The organism is Desulfosporosinus acidiphilus SJ4, from assembly GCF_000255115.2.
In the GTDB taxonomy this organism is placed as follows: Bacteria; Bacillota; Desulfitobacteriia; order Desulfitobacteriales; family Desulfitobacteriaceae; genus Desulfosporosinus; species Desulfosporosinus acidiphilus.
This window is the reverse complement of sequence record NC_018068.1, coordinates 577,654-593,490: the sequence shown is the minus strand read 5'-3', so window position 1 is coordinate 593,490 and position 15,837 is coordinate 577,654. Positions and strand designations below refer to the sequence as shown.

17 protein-coding genes and 1 riboswitch are annotated in these 15,837 nt (G+C 40.7%); of the genes, 5 read left to right on the top strand and 12 right to left on the bottom strand.

Features of this window, described 5'->3' with window-relative positions; genetic code table 11:
* Positions 1 to 36: 36 nt before the first annotated feature.
* The 5 genes from DESACI_RS02895 to DESACI_RS02875 all read right to left on the bottom strand — a co-directional run bounded on the left by DESACI_RS02895 (position 37) and on the right by DESACI_RS02875 (position 5,108).
* Positions 37 to 1,059, bottom strand: coding sequence for a DUF6385 domain-containing protein (locus DESACI_RS02895; RefSeq protein WP_014825669.1), 1,023 nt, complete (start codon positions 1,057 to 1,059; stop codon positions 37 to 39).
* 64 nt (positions 1,060 to 1,123) lie between these two features.
* Entirely contained in the window at positions 1,124 to 2,131 is a 1,008-nt protein-coding gene (locus DESACI_RS02890; protein ID WP_014825668.1) for a DUF6385 domain-containing protein, read from the bottom strand.
* Between the two features lie 629 nt (positions 2,132 to 2,760).
* Positions 2,761 to 3,507, bottom strand: a complete 747-nt coding sequence (locus DESACI_RS02885; protein WP_014825666.1) for a UPF0280 family protein — start codon at positions 3,505 to 3,507, stop codon at positions 2,761 to 2,763.
* Positions 3,508 to 3,909: an NIL domain-containing protein gene (locus DESACI_RS02880; RefSeq protein ID WP_014825665.1), complete on the bottom strand. Its 402-nt coding sequence runs from the start codon at positions 3,907 to 3,909 to the stop codon at positions 3,508 to 3,510.
* A 2-nt stretch (positions 3,910 to 3,911) separates the two neighbouring features.
* The gene (locus tag DESACI_RS02875) at positions 3,912 to 5,108 is read right to left on the bottom strand and encodes a homocysteine biosynthesis protein (protein WP_014825664.1); all 1,197 of its coding nucleotides are present in this window, start codon (positions 5,106 to 5,108) and stop codon (positions 3,912 to 3,914) included.
* 177 nt (positions 5,109 to 5,285) lie between these two features.
* Positions 5,286 to 5,413: riboswitch (SAM riboswitch) on the bottom strand.
* A gap of 197 nt (positions 5,414 to 5,610) precedes the next feature.
* Here DESACI_RS02875 and DESACI_RS25355 point away from each other — a divergent pair.
* Together DESACI_RS25355 and DESACI_RS02870 are read left to right on the top strand one after the other, a co-directional pair.
* Positions 5,611 to 5,745: a hypothetical protein gene (locus DESACI_RS25355; RefSeq protein WP_014825663.1), complete on the top strand. Its 135-nt coding sequence runs from the start codon at positions 5,611 to 5,613 to the stop codon at positions 5,743 to 5,745.
* 519 nt (positions 5,746 to 6,264) lie between these two features.
* Positions 6,265 to 6,603, top strand: coding sequence for a P-II family nitrogen regulator (locus tag DESACI_RS02870; RefSeq protein WP_014825662.1), 339 nt, complete (start codon positions 6,265 to 6,267; stop codon positions 6,601 to 6,603).
* A gap of 2 nt (positions 6,604 to 6,605) precedes the next feature.
* Here DESACI_RS02870 and DESACI_RS02865 read toward each other — a convergent pair whose 3' ends face one another.
* Positions 6,606 to 7,865 carry an ammonium transporter gene (locus DESACI_RS02865; protein WP_014825661.1) on the bottom strand — a complete coding sequence of 420 codons (1,260 nt, stop codon included), beginning with the start codon at positions 7,863 to 7,865 and terminating at the stop codon, positions 6,606 to 6,608.
* Between the two features lie 373 nt (positions 7,866 to 8,238).
* Positions 8,239 to 8,502, bottom strand: a complete 264-nt coding sequence (locus tag DESACI_RS02860) for a hypothetical protein (RefSeq protein WP_148271259.1) — start codon at positions 8,500 to 8,502, stop codon at positions 8,239 to 8,241.
* 704 nt (positions 8,503 to 9,206) lie between these two features.
* Between DESACI_RS02860 and DESACI_RS02855 the strand changes: the two genes are divergently transcribed.
* On the top strand, positions 9,207 to 9,449 hold the full coding sequence (locus tag DESACI_RS02855) for a hypothetical protein (RefSeq protein WP_014825659.1): 243 nt from the start codon (positions 9,207 to 9,209) through the stop codon (positions 9,447 to 9,449).
* 317 nt (positions 9,450 to 9,766) lie between these two features.
* On the opposite strand, the gene DESACI_RS02850 is transcribed toward DESACI_RS02855, so the two are convergent.
* On the bottom strand, positions 9,767 to 11,203 hold the full coding sequence (locus DESACI_RS02850) for an MFS transporter (RefSeq protein ID WP_014825658.1): 1,437 nt from the start codon (positions 11,201 to 11,203) through the stop codon (positions 9,767 to 9,769).
* 212 nt (positions 11,204 to 11,415) lie between these two features.
* On the opposite strand from DESACI_RS02850, the gene DESACI_RS02845 reads away from it, so the two are divergent.
* A complete protein-coding gene (locus DESACI_RS02845; RefSeq protein WP_014825657.1) occupies positions 11,416 to 12,291 on the top strand; it encodes a LysR family transcriptional regulator in 876 nt (291 codons plus the stop codon).
* Between the two features lie 20 nt (positions 12,292 to 12,311).
* On the opposite strand, the gene DESACI_RS02840 is transcribed toward DESACI_RS02845, so the two are convergent.
* Positions 12,312 to 13,202 carry a LysR family transcriptional regulator gene (locus DESACI_RS02840; RefSeq protein ID WP_014825656.1) on the bottom strand — a complete coding sequence of 297 codons (891 nt, stop codon included), beginning with the start codon at positions 13,200 to 13,202 and terminating at the stop codon, positions 12,312 to 12,314.
* Positions 13,203 to 13,891: 689 nt separating this feature from the next.
* Between DESACI_RS02840 and DESACI_RS24410 the strand changes: the two genes are divergently transcribed.
* Positions 13,892 to 14,164 (top strand): hypothetical protein, encoded by a 273-nt coding sequence (locus DESACI_RS24410; protein ID WP_158310141.1) that lies wholly within the window; start codon positions 13,892 to 13,894, stop codon positions 14,162 to 14,164.
* A gap of 452 nt (positions 14,165 to 14,616) precedes the next feature.
* On the opposite strand, the gene DESACI_RS02835 is transcribed toward DESACI_RS24410, so the two are convergent.
* The 3 genes from DESACI_RS02835 to DESACI_RS02825 all read right to left on the bottom strand — a co-directional run bounded on the left by DESACI_RS02835 (position 14,617) and on the right by DESACI_RS02825 (position 15,621).
* Complete coding sequence (locus tag DESACI_RS02835) at positions 14,617 to 14,868, bottom strand: CDGSH iron-sulfur domain-containing protein (RefSeq protein ID WP_014825654.1); 252 nt, start codon at positions 14,866 to 14,868, stop codon at positions 14,617 to 14,619.
* A gap of 94 nt (positions 14,869 to 14,962) precedes the next feature.
* On the bottom strand, positions 14,963 to 15,172 hold the full coding sequence (locus DESACI_RS02830) for a (2Fe-2S)-binding protein (protein ID WP_014825653.1): 210 nt from the start codon (positions 15,170 to 15,172) through the stop codon (positions 14,963 to 14,965).
* An 11-nt stretch (positions 15,173 to 15,183) separates the two neighbouring features.
* On the bottom strand, positions 15,184 to 15,621 hold the full coding sequence (locus DESACI_RS02825) for a DoxX family protein (protein WP_014825652.1): 438 nt from the start codon (positions 15,619 to 15,621) through the stop codon (positions 15,184 to 15,186).
* Positions 15,622 to 15,837: the final 216 nt, after the last annotated feature.

Genomic DNA, 15,837 nt, shown 5'->3' with positions numbered 1-15,837 from the left:
ATTTTGAGGGAGAACAATTCGTTCATGATAAACTTCCTAATTTTGGCTTTGAAACCAAATCATTAAAGAAATCATAGACCCGGGAATCTGTGCTTGATATGCCAGACGAATATAACGAAGGAAATAGTTAGGAGTAATCACAATAAGATCACCCGGCAAAACTTCTCTGTCCACATCATCTGCAGTCCAAATCACTCCATCAGGACTTATTTGGAGTTGAACGAGACTTTCTTCGATTCCCATATTATATATTGCATAAGAATAGACAGTTGCTTCAGAGACATCGTTCGTAACGGTCGAACCCATATCTCTGGAGCTTACCATCTCCACTCGTTGAAGAAATTTTCTTCCTGACACCGTTACCGGAAGTGAACCATCAGGTTTTGAGATAATAGGGGCACCTTCGCTGCTGAAAATTTTCACACCATCGCGAGAAGGCATCAGATTACGCAGCTCCGTTTTTATAGGTGTTCTTATATCAACGGGCAGGGGGGTCTTGTTAATAACATTCACCGATACCGGCGTTTGAATTTTCCCAAGAGAGTCGATATGGCGAACATACACTTGTCCTTTATCATCTAAGCGTAATTCTCGCTCAGGGTACAGCCTCCAGGCCTGAACCTCGTGAATTGTCAGACTTCCCGCTCCCAAAATCCCTACTTCAATCCTAAGGGCTGTGACCCCAACAGGCGTCGCAAAAACTCGCGTAAAAGATTCCGGCTCCGATTCCGGGCGCACAGCAAATTGGAGCTGACTTACGGCACCAAGGTAGATACGGATGTAACAAGGAATTCCGCTTGGTTCAGCCTGAAGAACAACTTTAAGTTCCCAGCGCTGACTTTCTCCCGCCGGGACTAAAACATCATTTCCTAAGCTAATCCCTGCTCTTGGCCCCGACGGATGAATGATCTCCACGGCCCTTGATCCCTGAGGAGAGCCAAGCCATTCCCACGTTGTAGCACTGTCTCCACCTGCTTGAACCCAGCCATCAGGAAAATCCGGACGGTTTTCTTGACCTAACAGGAAATGACTATTATAGACCTGATTCACTAAAGCCATTTCCGCCCCACCTTTTACGTAATAAACTAGTGAAATTCACTCCTTACATGCTATGTTTTTGCGTTTAATTTTGAGCTTGAACCCAAATTCTTAAGGTGGTTAAACCTTCCGCCTCACAGCTTACACGAGTATAGCGCAGGAATTCTTGGGGGGGAATCATAATCAAGGTTTCCGGTTCCACCCTTTCTCTCTTCCCCACCTTCAGCCAGTGTAGGCCATCGGGACTCAGCTCAACCTGCACATTGGCAGGCTGTGATCCCCTATTGTAAACAGCAAAAGAATACCGGGAAAGTGCTGAAACATCACGAATCGTTGAATATGAGATCGTCTGACCGACTTCTGCCTCTTCAATACTTTCTTGAAATCCATGGCCGCTGATTTCCGCTTGGACCCGGCCGGTACCGGTTGTCGCCAAAGGCACATGGCTGCTTCCATAGATTTGTACCCTGTCACGCTGTGAAGTTAAATTACGAATATCACTATCAACCCTCGCTTGAACATTAACGGGAATGTTTAAGGGAATTGGTGCCGCAAGCCGGACCGGTTTAAGAATCTCTCCAATTGAGTGGATATGATCCACCTGTTTTACCGGTTCAACTTTGTAGATTCCTCGATAATGTCTTGGGATCATGGGATAAGCAATTAATTTACTGATTATGAGCTGACCGGATCCGATAATTCCCGTCTCCAGACGCAGAGCTACAATCTTCGGATCGATATTAATAAAGTGCCTAAATTCAAACGTTTTTCCAGTTTTTGACCTTGAGTTAAAGCAAAACATCCATGGTAACGGCACATCTCCATTTGCAAATATGGGATAGAGCCGCACATAGGCCTTTACGTTCGGGTATTCGCTTTGATAAACTCCACATATAAACCAGCGTTTGTTGCCGCGAACCTCTAAACAATTATTTTCGGTTTGGATAATTCCCGCTCTATTGCTTCCCGAATTAGAAATCTCTAAGCAAAATTGATCCTGTGAATCCTGGTTAAAATTCCAATTGGATGCGAGATTTCCGCCAATAGGCAGCCAATTTTCCGGAAAATCCATGAGTTCTGACATCTTACTCATAACCAGCCCCCTGTCTTGGGCATTTTTATTCAATTTATCCTATCCTGCAATCATTATAATTAGCACTCGAGTTACCGTTAAAGATCAAAAAAAAAATGATTAATTATCTCCTTGACAAAACTAATTTCTATAATATTTGTAAGAAAAAGTCAGCCAAAAAATGGGCATTGATTCCTTTCGTATTTCGTGCTAAATTAGGGTTGTACAAAGGATCAAAAAGATGAAAGATAAAGATAATTGCGCAAAACTAAAACCTCCCGACGGGGAGGCCTTTTTTATGCCTATCAGAAAGTATAACCTTCTGTTAAAGACTGCAAGAAGAGTTAATAGGTGCGAGACAGTGTCTTCGTCTTCTAGCATAAGTCAAACCAAATCTGCCGCTTTCGCCAGAGGCTGCAAGACTGCTAATTTTTGCGAAGACAGTATCTTAGCGAAAGCTAAGGTTTCTTTATTTTCATTATATTTATGTCATATTTGCCATCCTGTTTTTATTCGTTAATACTTTTTTATTTGTTTATACTTTTTTAATACTTTTATCATTTTAATCATAGAGACTTTAGAATATAACTAATAACTCACTATATTGTTTACCTGATTGGTTTAATTATTTCGGTAAAACTTTAATCAATTTATACTTTCATGGGAACTATTTTCATAGTTCCCCAGGCAGCTAACTGATCTTTCTTGATAGCCAAACACCCGCTAATTCCTGGGATTTGAGAGGCAAAGTTGACGGCCTTTTCCAAATCCCGCTCCGATTGCACAAGATTACCACAAGCTGTTGCCACAGCATCGGCCAAAGCCACAGAGGATGAAAGAACGACTACGGCATCGGCTTTTCCGAAACTTAACGATGGCCCCACTTTGCCGGAGGACGTGCAAATCCCAAGAGGAGTTTGTTCCGGATGGACTTCAAGAGCTATCCGATTTGACAGGGGAGAGTCCCCGGCGAAGATTCCTACTTTGCGAAAACGAGTTGTTTTCATGAAAATATCCCCGCCGTTTTCGACAATAACATCCCGAGAACGTTTAGCTATTGCTTTGCCCACCCACTCTGCCACAGCCCCAGCTACAGCCGCCATAGGGCCAACCCCGGCCATTCGTCCGGCTTCTGCCATAGTTTTCACGATGGCCGGGGCATCTTCTGGTACTTCATAGGGAGTTAATGCTTTTAGAAATTCCGAATCCTGCTGAATATAAGTTTCTAGTGGTTTTCGGCAAGCTCTGATTGTTTCTTCGATCCATTCCACCAATTCTCGGGAAAATCGTTCTCTGCGCACTCCAATATCCAGATCAGTTTCTTGGACCGTGACTTGAAAATGCAGAAGATCATCTTGCCGGTGCCGCTGGCGGTATGTGCGTTCTGTAAAGTCCACTTAGAGATGAACCTCCATGGCCCGCATGGGACAAATTTTAGTGCAAAGCATGCAGACAATGCACTGATCTTCATCAAAATGAACTTCCATGGATGGGCGCTCTAGGTATAAGGCCCCTGTCGGGCAAAGTCCAGTACATGCTCCGCACATCACACACTTTTCTTCATTGCGGACAATTCCCTGCCTAAGATCTTCTACCGAAACCCCCAACCCACGTAAATAGGCCAGTCCTTCTTCACTTTGCTCTCCTGTGACCTCTAAAACCATGGTTCCCTCTTTTTGAGGATTAACATCTGCTTTGACAATATTAACGACTAAATCGAAATCTTTTACCAGACGGTAAACGATCGGCTTTACCGAAATATCAGTTCCGAAGCGCAAAACAATTCTTTTCGGAGCCATAATCATACCTCCTTTATACTGTGAGCCACAATCCCATCTGCCGGGGATGGAAGGGGTTTAACCGGCTCAGTCAATAAGAAATCGCCCTTGCGGATCCATTCTTTGAGAGTCGAGGCAATCTCTCTGGCTCTTGGCATGCTTGAGAGCGGTGACGTTTGAATTTCTTTTCCCTGAACCGTGATCTTACCGCTTTTCAAATCTGCATAACTGACGTAACCCAAGTTTCCGGGAGTAAACGAAGGATAAGCCTCTCCGTAGTCTACGACGGGTGCAAATAACTCTTCGTCCTTCGCAGCGGCATACCGAGCGATTTCTTCATTAAGTATGGGAATTGGTATCCCTATTCCAACGCTGAGAGTTGCACCATAACCCAGAAAACTAGTGCCCACCAGCCACTTTGGACTCATCTGCTTCAGGTCTCCGATGACAGCTAATGTGCCTCCGGCGCCACAAAGTTCTTTTCCGTCGACATTCGTAATCGATGGAAAATGCTGCGTACCGTTCCAGGCAACATAGCCCACTCCACCGCCGAGAAAAATCTTCGTCCCTACCCCAATGGTTTTAAAATGAGGATCTTTCAAAAGGGGGCTCAGTTCTCCTGAGGTGGAATAGTTTGCATTGCCTAAATGAGGTTTCAACATTCCCATGTAAGTGTAGATCGTCCGATCCGTTAAATTCACCGCACAGTTATAATTCTGATAAGCGTTGCGCGGATTGAAAAGGATAGCCTCATTGATCTCATCCAGAGTTATCATCGTCTCAATTGCCTTGCGAGGATAACAATTCGTTCCATAGGCTATAGCCTTAAGCTTAACCGGTTTGCGGGCCACCAAATCTTGAATAACATGACCGCCGCCATAGCGGAACTCACCCGGAAAATTATTGTTTAACGGGTCGTCCTCAGGCAATTCCGCAGCACCCAAATAGGCATCTACAGCTGCAATCCCAGCATAGGCAGATACTCCGTTCAACCAAACTTTCTGCATTTTCATCCGTGGCTTTGTATGTCCAAAACTTAAAAAAGCTCCCGACGAGCACATGGGCGCGAACGTCCCTGTTGTGACAACATCTACCTGACGGGTTGCCTCTGTAAGCCCTTTTTCATCCACCAGAGCTATAAGTTCCTCGGCAGTTACGACAACTGCTTTCCCCGCTTTGATCTTCGCGTTGATCTCTGCATATGTTTTCTCAATACTCATGAAACATCCCACCTCCAGATTTCATTCCCGCTTTATCCTTCCGTATTCCCAAAGAACTTCCCCTTCTAAATAGAGTAATCTAGAGCTAGGCCTGAAAAATTCGTTTCGAAAGCCCATTTATAGGCATCGAAAAGGCCTCTTCTAGTTCGAAGAGGCCAAATTTATTCATCGACACTCCTCTTATCTATCAGAAGAATTCACTCCTGCAAGAATTAGCACCATGCTTGCGCACACAATATTACTGAATGCAGCAAGCGGGTTGCCGGGCTTCATTGGGCTAGTCCCTCCACCACTCCGGATAAGAGCATACTTATTAAATTCACTACGCTGAGTCTAACATGTGTTACATACCATGTCAATATAATCTTTGTATAGTACTACAGAAGCCATTTCCAAATCTCTTAACCTTTTATCTTCCAATTTTCTTCTTTTAGTCATCTGATTTTCGTATAAATTTACGATTGGACTGGGAAACCTAAATGTATCAAGAGGAGGGATAACCATGGAGAAGCAGGATCAGCCCTCGACGAAAAAACGCCCCTTTCCGAAACGTGAAACACTTCCTGGCGGGCATTCACCAGACCAGGATGGGCGGACCGATTATGGAAAAGACAAAGAAACTACTTATCCTGAGTAGAGCTTATTCAAACCGCAAATCGTTCCGTACAATCAACACCTTTGGCTAACAGAAACTACGAAAAACCAGTTTTAAATCCTAGCGTAAAACTTTGAGATGAATTCCACGGTATCATTTAACTCCGTTAGGGAACTTTATCAATTAAAGGAGGGGTGATTTATGTCAAATAAAGCGGCAGATTCTGCACAAACCGGCAAGCCTGATCGAGGGAAAAATTCGCCATTTAAAAAGAAGACACCACAAAACCGGGTTTAAGACCCGGTTTTTCTTATAAATAGCAAATATTAAATTTTCAGCGTGAACCTATTATCGTAAATCACTGTTAACTGGTTGCCCAGGCTCAAAATGAACCTGTGTGCGCAACATTGCCCAGCCCTATTACATCTTGACTAGGATTTTATCTCGAATATCTTTCTGTTATAATAAAGAAGATTGTATCAAATTTTAAGATTAGTATTTCATATCTGAATTAGAATGTAAAAATTATCCCAAAAGAAACGATAAATAGGCGGTGTAACTATGAAAAAAATTGAGGCGATTATAAGACCCGAAAAACTAAACGATGTTAAAACAGCTCTTTCTGATCTTGGAATTAATGGAATGACCGTCTCCAATGTTTCAGGATTTGGAAATCAAAAAGGATATACCCAATTTTATCGTGGTCAAGAAATAGTATCTAAACTATTACCAAAAATAAAGCTTGAAGTTGTTGTAACTTCTGTTAAGGTTGATGAGGTCATCACTGCCCTTGTTGAATCTTCAAAAACAGGAAAATTTGGCGATGGCAAGATTTTTGTTTACGATGTTGCAGATGCCATCCGAATCAGAACCGGAGAACACGGTGAGACTGCGCTTTAAGCTTAAATATACACATTCTCATTAAGTTCAAAATCCGGATAAGCATTTTCCCTGTGCTGAGTTAAATCTAAGCCGTTGACCTGCTCATCATCTGTTGCTCTTAAAGGCGTGAACAAAGCAACTGCTTTCAAAATAACAAACGTCATGATGCTCGTAAATACGTACGTTGCAACAATGGCAAGAAGCTGGATTAACACCGGATGAATTCCCCCCCCATTGAACAAACCATTATGGCCCTGAGAATTAAGTCTTACATCTGCAAAAATCCCTGTGGCCAGTGTACCCCACGTGCCGCCAATCCCATGAATGCCAAAAACGTCGAGGGCATCATCGTAACCTAGCTTATCCTTAAGTACACTTACACCCAAGTAGCAAATTCCTCCAGCAATAAATCCAATGAGTAAAGAACTTCCGGAAGAAACAAACCCTGCTGCCGGCGTTATCGCCACTAAAGCAGCAATAATACCGCTGATGGCTCCAAATACAGTAATTTGCCGACGATGGAACCACTCTAGAAGCGCCCATCCGATCATTCCGGCTGCTCCAGCTATTTGGGTTGTAGTTAGAGCTAAAACAGCGAGTCCATTTGCTCCCATTGCGCCCCCGGCATTGAAACCAAACCAACCGAACCACAACAGTCCTCCTCCCAGGAGAACATTGGGCATATTATGAGGAATATTAAATTCGTATCCCACTCTCAAACGTTTTCCGATAACTAAAGCCGCTACTAAGCCTGACACTCCTGAGGCCATTTCTACAACGGTTCCGCCTGCGAAATCCATGACTCCAAGATTTCTCATCCAGCCGCCAACTCCCCACACCCAATGGGCTAGAGGGATATAAACGAAAGTGCTCCAAAAGAATATGAACAGGAGAAATGCCGGAAAACGCATTCTTTCTGCAGTTGCACCGCTTATAACTGCCGGAGTGATAATAGCAAACATTAGCTGAAACATAAAAAACAACAAATGAGGAATTGTAGCTGCATAATCCGGGTTAGGCGTGAGTCCGACATTTTTCAGTGCAAACCAGTTAAACCCTCCAATGATATGTCCATGGTCAGGACCAAAGGCCAGAGAGTATCCAAATATTACCCAAACTACTGTAACCAAACCTATTGCAGCAAAACTTTGCATCATAATTGAGAGGACATTTCGTTTTCTGACCATTCCTCCGTAAAACAACGCCAATCCCGGAGTCATTAAAAATACTAAGATCGTAGACAAAAATACAAACGCGATATCCCCGGAGTTTAAAGCCATTTTAGTTGACCTCCCGCCTTAAATGTCGTCGCTGCTTCCGTTATTTTGAAAATGCATATCTTCATCATCCGTGGTGCCATTTTGTACGATAAGGGGATCAAATAGTGTAAACATTCAGGAACCTTTTCGGCTCATAGAGTAGGAAGAAAAAGTATTTTCGCAAGAAAAAAGAGGCTCTAAAACAGCGTACTAAGTACGCCGTAGAGCCTCTTTGCTCCTTACAAACGAAAAAATCGTAGTTCAATTATAACTTTGTTCTTAATAAGTGTCTAGCCTTCTCGATACATAATATTGTATACAGTGATTCAAATCATTTGTTTCTGAGCAAGAGTATGACAATCTTCGATTCCTTAACAATTCTCTAGGATCGAATCTATCTCGTCATAAATTTACTAAGGAAATGATTCGCAACGTTAATTACTGCCATGGCTACTGTAGCTGCCCCGACTACAAACGTTACCCACCATCGACGACTGCTTAATTCCTGCTCCTTATAGGCTTCAAACTCTTTTCTGGTTACATAATTTTCTACCATAAGCAGATGTAAGCGGGCAACAGCATCTTTAACTTCCTTTACGTCACCTTTGATTTCCATGACAACTTCTTTGAGAGTCTGGATTTCCATATCCCCCATCATAACTCCTCCGTGCCTCGCTTTGAAACCTTAATGTTCTTCCAATACTATCCGCCTCTTAGTCCAGTTTATGCTTGGGTATCTTTAAGTGTTCACAGTTTGTCCTTATCCCAAGCCCGGTAAAGAAAACTTAGCTGGCGCTAAGCCTCCGGCGAAAGCGGCAGGTTAGTTGCACTTATGCTAGAAGACGAAGACACTGTCTTCGCACGAATTAGCTCTTCTTGCAGTATACAACCAAAGGTTATACTTTCTGATATTAAAAAAAAGCCCCTCTCTTGGAGGGGTATTAAAAGAAGGTGGAATAGATTTGAAAATACAACGCTTGCTAGTAGATAACTGAGGTATGTGATAATAATAAATCTTATCCAAGAATACGTCAAATTCATAATTCTCAACTTAATTATGACCTTTGGTTATAGTACGAGCTCTCTAAAAGTAGAAATCCCTCTGATGTTTGAGTATCATTTAATCATTAATGACAGGATTCTTAAAAAAGGCAAATATAAGACCACATGATAATAAGGAAATAATTAATCTCATAAGTTCACCTCTTTTTGTAGTTTATTTAAAATTATTTTTATGTTATATTAATAGTAATATTATATCAATTTTATTTCAAGACAATTCTAGCAGGTTTTTTTCCACTCATGTCGAATCAAAAACGTACTTAAGAACGGCTAAAACATTTTATAGGAGGCGAAATATCCATGAACTACCCAATTAATGGTGAAAGCTTATCCGATAAGATCGAGCAAAACGACAAGGGTAACCATGTTTACGTTTTCGACTGTTATAATATTCTCATTTGCCAATCCTATGGTGAAATTGGCTTGGGATGCAAAGCAGGCGGAGAGGCCCATACAAGATGTTCATTAGGTGAAAAGATGCAGATTAGAATACTCAATGACAGTAATCCTAATACAACATATAAGCTAAGAAAACCTATGTAGCTTCCACACACTCCTCCCGAAAATATTTTTTCATACTAGGTTTTGTACAATATCTAGTAACATAGTGAAACAAAACATCATAAAATTTAATGTGCTTAGCTAAGCCGGTCCTTGGACAACGTCTTAAATCTTATCAGGTTAGCCCTCATTCTTTGATGAGGGTCTTTTTTTCGCCCCATGCCCATTTGAAGGCACCTTTTAAAAAATAAATCAGTGCAGTAACATAGAAAAGCACCCTTTGGGTGCTTAACAGCAATTGAGAATATGCGGGCAATTTATTGTTACATTTGCCTTATAAAATGCGCTGTTTTTAGTCCTTAATTGTTCACTATTTCTTTATGATGCTTAAATAAAAGAGATAGCCCTAATAAAAATGCTGCCGCAAAAAAAATAATGAAGAAGTAAAAACCGGAGTCAATAGAATGAATCAAATCCCCCTTGACCTGTAAATTTGCGAAATCCGCCATCCCAACGATTGCTTTCGTGACAGTAGCAGGCGGAACATTGATCTCAATCACTAATATGGCAAGTGTTTGACTTAAGGCTCGCCCTAAATTATAAAGCGTATAAAACATCCCTGAGGCAGACCCCGCTTGATCTCGTGGTACTGCAGATAATACAGTTTTAGCTATAGATGGCCAGGCTATTCCATTAGATATCGACATAATCGCTAAAGGAACAATAATAGACGTCTTATTCAGCTGTTTCCCAAGGTGTCCCAGCGCAAACATCCCAAGGATTAAAAACACAAGACCTATTACCATCATACGTGTCGCACCGAAACGGTCAGCAAGCTTTCCCCCCAGAGGTCCCATAATGAGTTGTGGTAGTGATAACGCTGTCATTAATAAACTCGCTTCCATAACATCTAAATGCAGCGCTCCTTGCAGATAAATACTTAAAAGCAGTGTTATTGAAAAGTAGGCAATACAATAGCACAATGTAATTCCCAAACCTGTAGAATATTTAAAGTACTTAAACAGCCTTAAATTGAATAAAGGATGTCGAATTCGCATCTCTATAGCTAAAAATGCTCCCCACATAACAATAACGACTGCAAATAACTCGAAAACTGGAGTAGACGCCCATCCCCAGGATTGTCCCACCGAAAGGACCACCATTAAAGCAGTCAATCCCAGTCCAAACGTGAAGATACCTAGATAGTCCGTTTCTGTTTTCTTCAAAGTCTCTTTATCTTTTAATACTAGTGCAGCACCAATAACTCCAAACAAAGCAAACGGTACGGTTACGAAAAAAATTGAACGCCAGCCAAAGCTTCCGATTAATGCTCCTCCTGCTACAGGCCCGATTAATGCCCCAATTACCCAAGAGGTGGCATTGATGCCTATTGCTAATCCAAGCTGTTCCTCTGGGAAATTTTTCACAATGATGGGGGTGGCTGTCGCCAAGGCTAAGGCTGCTCCGGCTCCCTGAATCACCCTATACAAAATCAATCCAGTCTCAGACGAGGCAATTCCGCATAAAACAGTACCTATCGTAAAAATAGAAAACCCCAGAATAAATACTCTTTTGGTCCCAATAATATCAGCCCATCTCCCGGCCGGTAACAATAGAACCGTACTCGCGATGATGTATGAAGTTATAGATAACAACCCAACTTCGATTGACATATTAAGCCCTTGCATCAACTTCGGAAGCCCTATAATTACAATGGTAGAGTCAACATTCGTGATAAAAGAAACAAGAGTAACAACAAGTAAAATAAGCCATTTGTTTAAATTTGATTTTTGCATACAAATCTCTCCATTCCAGAAAGGTCTCTCTTCAACTCTTTCTTTTAAGATGAGATAAGTATATTAGAATTCTTATATCTCGTAAAACGATTATAAATGATTTCGGCATTCACTTAAAATGATATGAGAGGTTTGCAACGCTATAATCCATTATATATAATGATATAAAAATATATAGTATATCACTTAATTTGATAAAAGGAGTCTTCAAAATGGAGAGTGGTGATCTACGAGTATTCCGGGCGGTTGCTCAGGAAGGCAGTATAACGAAAGCGGCTCATAAACTAGGCTATGTACAGTCCAATGTTACAGCAAGAATTCAACAGTTAGAGGCGGAATTAAAAACTCCTTTGTTTTATAGACAGCATGGAATGATTCTGACTCCGGACGGTGAAAAGCTTCTTCCCCATGCTATAAAAATTTTGCAATTGCTTAACGAAGCCGAAAAAGAATTGACTGATTCTAATACCCCAACAGGACGTTTATCCATTGGTACAAGTTATTATATTTCTTCTCTAAAACTTCCTGAAATGCTCTCCCAATACCATAAAGAGTATCCTAATGTGGATTTATCCCTTATTACTTCTAATGTGGATGACCTGATCTATAAGATCCTTCAGTTTAAATTAGACGGCGCATTTGTTAAGGGAAGATCCATTCATCATGAAAATATCGCAGAAGAACTTGTATATGAGGAAAACCTTGTTCTCATTGCAAATCCAGCATACAGTGAATTAAAAACTATTTGCTGCAAACCGTTTCTGATGAATACTGCCGGTTGTCCAAACAGAAAAAGCTTGGAGAAGTGGCTCCAAGCTGAGGGAATATGCAATATTAGGTATATGGAATTCAATAATTTAGATTCTATTATTGAGGGTGTGGTTGCAGACTTAGGGGCTTCCTTTGTGCCTCATTCTTCCATCCGAACGTATGAAGAAAAAGGCTTACTGAAGTCATTCCCAGTTCCTCCACAGTATAGTACAGCAAAAATCTTCTTTATTAGGCATAAAGAAACTGTAATGACCAGTGCACTCGTAAAATTTATTGAAAAAGTAAAAGATATGACCTCTCGTGTTGCCAATGCTTAGAAAAAGCGCACCAAAACATCCTATAGCACCGGATCTAGTTGTGATCTGACAAAACTAATAAATTCCCTTGCCGCAAACTTCAGATAAGTATTTCTCTGCCAAATGAATGCCAAGTAACGAGGTATACCTGGCGGTGCCAAAGGAATAACCTTTATTCGGGAAGAATCCAAATTTTTGCATATACTATCCGGCAAAAAAGCAATTCCAAGGTTGTCTGCAACCATTTCACTTATAAAATCCCATTGAGAACTTTCATAAAGTACATTAGGATTAAAGCCTGCTTTCTGGCAGGCTTCCTTTATGTGATAGTAAAGCGCGAAGTTTTCCGGATAGAAAATAAACGTTTCCTCTTTCAACTCTTCTAAGCGAACCTCATTACTGCTTGCTAGGCGGTGTTTCGGATGGACCAGTAACTTCAGGTGCTCTTCGACAACTGGAAGACATTCAAAAATGTCTTCGCTAACGGGCAAAACGACGATTCCTAGATCAATATCACCTTGGGAGATAGCATGTTCCACTTCTCGTGCACCGTTTTCCAAAATCCGAATCGTTATTTGCGGATGAAGTTTCTGAAATTCTGCTATGATCCTTGAAATAAAGTTATAACCGATCATAGGGAGAAGGCCCATTCGTATATAACCTTTTCGTACTTGCCGTACATCGTCTAATTCCGCTTCAAGACTTTCCATGGATTGAACAATGTTTAGCGCATGCCTGTAGACAACCTCTCCTAAATCAGTGAGTTCAACTTTTTTAGTCGTCCGTTCCAATAAAGTGGCTCCCAATTCGTCTTCCATGCTTTTGATCATCTTACTAATAGTTGGCTGAGTAATATGAAGGGATTCTCCTGCCTTAGAAAAGCCTTTCTGTTTTACAACCTCAGCGAAATAAACTAATTGGCGAATATCCATAGGTATATCCTCCTGTTGGGTTTATGGTTTATATTTATAGACAAATGGAATCTTTTATATACTATATATGTATTTTAACGCATACTTTTGAGGCTGTACACTTACCTTCACGGTCATGGTCTGCAGTGGCCTTACTGCAGAAATAATAACTGGAAGTAACTCACTGAACCGGTGAGGATCAATTCCCCAGCTCCATTTATTCATTTTGGCAATAAATTATATTCTAACTATGTATTTTACTTATGCTAAAAGAAGATTTAAAATAAATATAGAAACCAGGAGATGATATATATAGTAATTCAAGGTATTACTGGCTAGGACTTACAAACTACATTGCCAAATATGTACCGTTTGGTATCTAACTTTAGATAATAGGAGGTGTCAATAATGAAAAAACAACTTTTAATGTACGTTATGGGTTGCCCTGTATATGTTGAAGTTAAGGAATCAGAAGAAACATTGGCCAATATTGCAGCAAAGTAAACATGCTCAATAAGAAACATTAAAATTCTGAGGTGCAAGAATGCCAAGCATCCTTAAACACATGCGGTCTTTAAGCCACACTTAAAGACCGCATGTGTTTTTTTCTTTAGTCGTAATTCAAATAAGCCGTGAAGAAGTTATGAATTTCTGCGACCCATTCTTCCCATTAACCCCATTGTGAAACTGACCACCGTGGAACAGGCACAATGCAGAAAACAATAACTTCAGGTAATGTTAGTACAATAACGAACGCTATGAATACCCCAGAAATTGAGGCCATCATGGGCGAACGACACGTTAACCAAATGGCCATACAGAAGGTGGAACTCTATAATGGGTCCTACCCAACATTTTATAGCCAAAATGGATGCTCACCTACGAAAAACGGAAACGAAAAACCCCGCAATCGCTTGCGGGGTCTACCCTTCCAGTGGAGCCGATGGTCGGAATCGAACCGACGGCCTGCTCATTACGAGTGAGTTGACTAGCATCCTAACTAGTTCTTCATTGTCCTGAAACGTCCTATTTTGAAGGGTTTTGTAGTTCTCAATTTACATTGTATACTAGCTTATACTGCAATTTTTGAGCTCGGTTGCAGTAACAGTTGCAGTATTCTATAAGTGTTTTTCAATGTTGAGTTTTATGGATTTTGTGAATTTAACTTATGGGAGTTCAGCGAAAGTCTGTTCCAAAGCACATATTAATTTATTAGCGCTATCCAAGTTTTCTTTTTTTGAATGCATCCCAGTTTAAGAATTAGATTAAGTTCGTATTTGCGAAACTTCGAACTCACACAAAAACACACGGTGTTTCTCAAAAAATCACCGTGTGTTTTTAACGTGGAAAGCCTGGGATAGAGCAATAAAATTTGACCTCATTCCCAGAAGATATTTCTAGAATAGGAGGTATGGATGCTTCTAAGGGGATTAAATCACTGCCAAAGCTTAAAGAGTTTATGTGTCCCATCACAATAAGGAGGATTTTTGGTTTGCTTGCAAGCACAGAGATAAGCAGTTTCATCTTTTTCTACCGTAAATGCCATCGGCGTAAAGGAAGTACCTTGATGTGCTCTGTTGCAGAACGGTTGGGTAAAACTTTTGCCACAAGTACACCAATAATAAGTTTCACCCTTTTTAAGATCTACAGGGACGGGAGATTTTTGAGTGATTACCGGTTTATCCATTATTCAATCTCCTTTTTCTATCTTCCTATAATACGGAATCAGTTCTTCGAACGTGAAAAGGCTCCTTTTGATCTATACCGTAAGAAATCTTTAATCATTTCAATAGTAATGCGACCAATGCTTTATTGCTTTCTACGCAATTTCCGCAACCGGTTCCGACCTTTGTTACGGTTTGAACCTCTTCAAAGGATTTGGCGCCATTCTTGACTGCATTTACGATTTCTTGGGCAGTGACTTTCATACAGCCGCATACTACTTGGCTTTGTTCTTTAGAAAATATTTTTGAAATGAGCGATTTTAACATTTTATCCTCCGTTATTTTAGTTTCTTTGAAATGGCATTATCAATTGAGAGTGATCCTGCACCCTTAATTAGCAAGAAGAGGGAAATCATGAACAGAGCAAAAACGTATTCAATGCCGGAATTAGTGGGGCCATTTAAGAAGAATCCATTAGCCCCATGGACTTTGGCTATGGCTACCAAATTGACAATGGCAAGCCCAAGTACAGCGGGACGAGTTAAAAAGCCAAGAATAATTGCGATCCCGCCAAAGAACTCGGTTAATATGGCTAAACCGCCTAATGCAGCGGGAATACCCAATGAAGAAAAGAAACCGATAGTGCCTGTCCACCCGTAACCGCCAAACCAACCCAGGAGTTTTTGAGCTCCATGAGCGAAAAAGATAATTCCCAACGCAAGACGCAAAATTAAGAAACTGTTGGACTCAACTGTAGCGAATATTTTATTTTTCATTTTTTAAGCTCCTTCAAAAATTAACATTTTTAAAGTTCAATAGGTGGCGCCAACCTACTTTCATATATTAAGACGGAAAGATTTTTAAAAGGATAGGGAAGTTATAAAAAAGTTTTGTTTAATTATTTATAGCTAGATGATGTTAGTCTTCTCGCTCAGTCATGATACTTGTATCATTAACGGATAAAATAAACCTCCTGCTACAGAAATTAATTC

What these genes read in the sequence shown, in the direction of transcription:
- DESACI_RS02840 (WP_014825656.1), bottom strand. Translation starts at nt 13,202, where the DNA reads ATGGATATTCGCCAATTAGTTTATTTCGCTGAGGTTGTAAAACAGAAA.
- DESACI_RS24410 (WP_158310141.1), top strand. Translation starts at nt 13,892, where the DNA reads ATGCAGAAAACAATAACTTCAGGTAATGTTAGTACAATAACGAACGCT.
- DESACI_RS02825 (WP_014825652.1), bottom strand. Translation starts at nt 15,621, where the DNA reads ATGAAAAATAAAATATTCGCTACAGTTGAGTCCAACAGTTTCTTAATT.
- DESACI_RS02830 (WP_014825653.1), bottom strand. Translation starts at nt 15,172, where the DNA reads ATGTTAAAATCGCTCATTTCAAAAATATTTTCTAAAGAACAAAGCCAA.
- DESACI_RS02880 (WP_014825665.1), bottom strand. Translation starts at nt 3,909, where the DNA reads ATGGCTCCGAAAAGAATTGTTTTGCGCTTCGGAACTGATATTTCGGTA.
- DESACI_RS02860 (WP_148271259.1), bottom strand. Translation starts at nt 8,502, where the DNA reads ATGATGGGGGATATGGAAATCCAGACTCTCAAAGAAGTTGTCATGGAA.
- DESACI_RS02835 (WP_014825654.1), bottom strand. Translation starts at nt 14,868, where the DNA reads ATGGATAAACCGGTAATCACTCAAAAATCTCCCGTCCCTGTAGATCTT.
- DESACI_RS02845 (WP_014825657.1), top strand. Translation starts at nt 11,416, where the DNA reads ATGGAGAGTGGTGATCTACGAGTATTCCGGGCGGTTGCTCAGGAAGGC.
- DESACI_RS02870 (WP_014825662.1), top strand. Translation starts at nt 6,265, where the DNA reads ATGAAAAAAATTGAGGCGATTATAAGACCCGAAAAACTAAACGATGTT.
- DESACI_RS02850 (WP_014825658.1), bottom strand. Translation starts at nt 11,203, where the DNA reads ATGCAAAAATCAAATTTAAACAAATGGCTTATTTTACTTGTTGTTACT.
- DESACI_RS02855 (WP_014825659.1), top strand. Translation starts at nt 9,207, where the DNA reads ATGAACTACCCAATTAATGGTGAAAGCTTATCCGATAAGATCGAGCAA.
- DESACI_RS02895 (WP_014825669.1), bottom strand. Translation starts at nt 1,059, where the DNA reads ATGGCTTTAGTGAATCAGGTCTATAATAGTCATTTCCTGTTAGGTCAA.
- DESACI_RS02875 (WP_014825664.1), bottom strand. Translation starts at nt 5,108, where the DNA reads ATGAGTATTGAGAAAACATATGCAGAGATCAACGCGAAGATCAAAGCG.
- DESACI_RS02890 (WP_014825668.1), bottom strand. Translation starts at nt 2,131, where the DNA reads ATGAGTAAGATGTCAGAACTCATGGATTTTCCGGAAAATTGGCTGCCT.
- DESACI_RS02865 (WP_014825661.1), bottom strand. Translation starts at nt 7,865, where the DNA reads ATGGCTTTAAACTCCGGGGATATCGCGTTTGTATTTTTGTCTACGATC.
- DESACI_RS25355 (WP_014825663.1), top strand. Translation starts at nt 5,611, where the DNA reads ATGGAGAAGCAGGATCAGCCCTCGACGAAAAAACGCCCCTTTCCGAAA.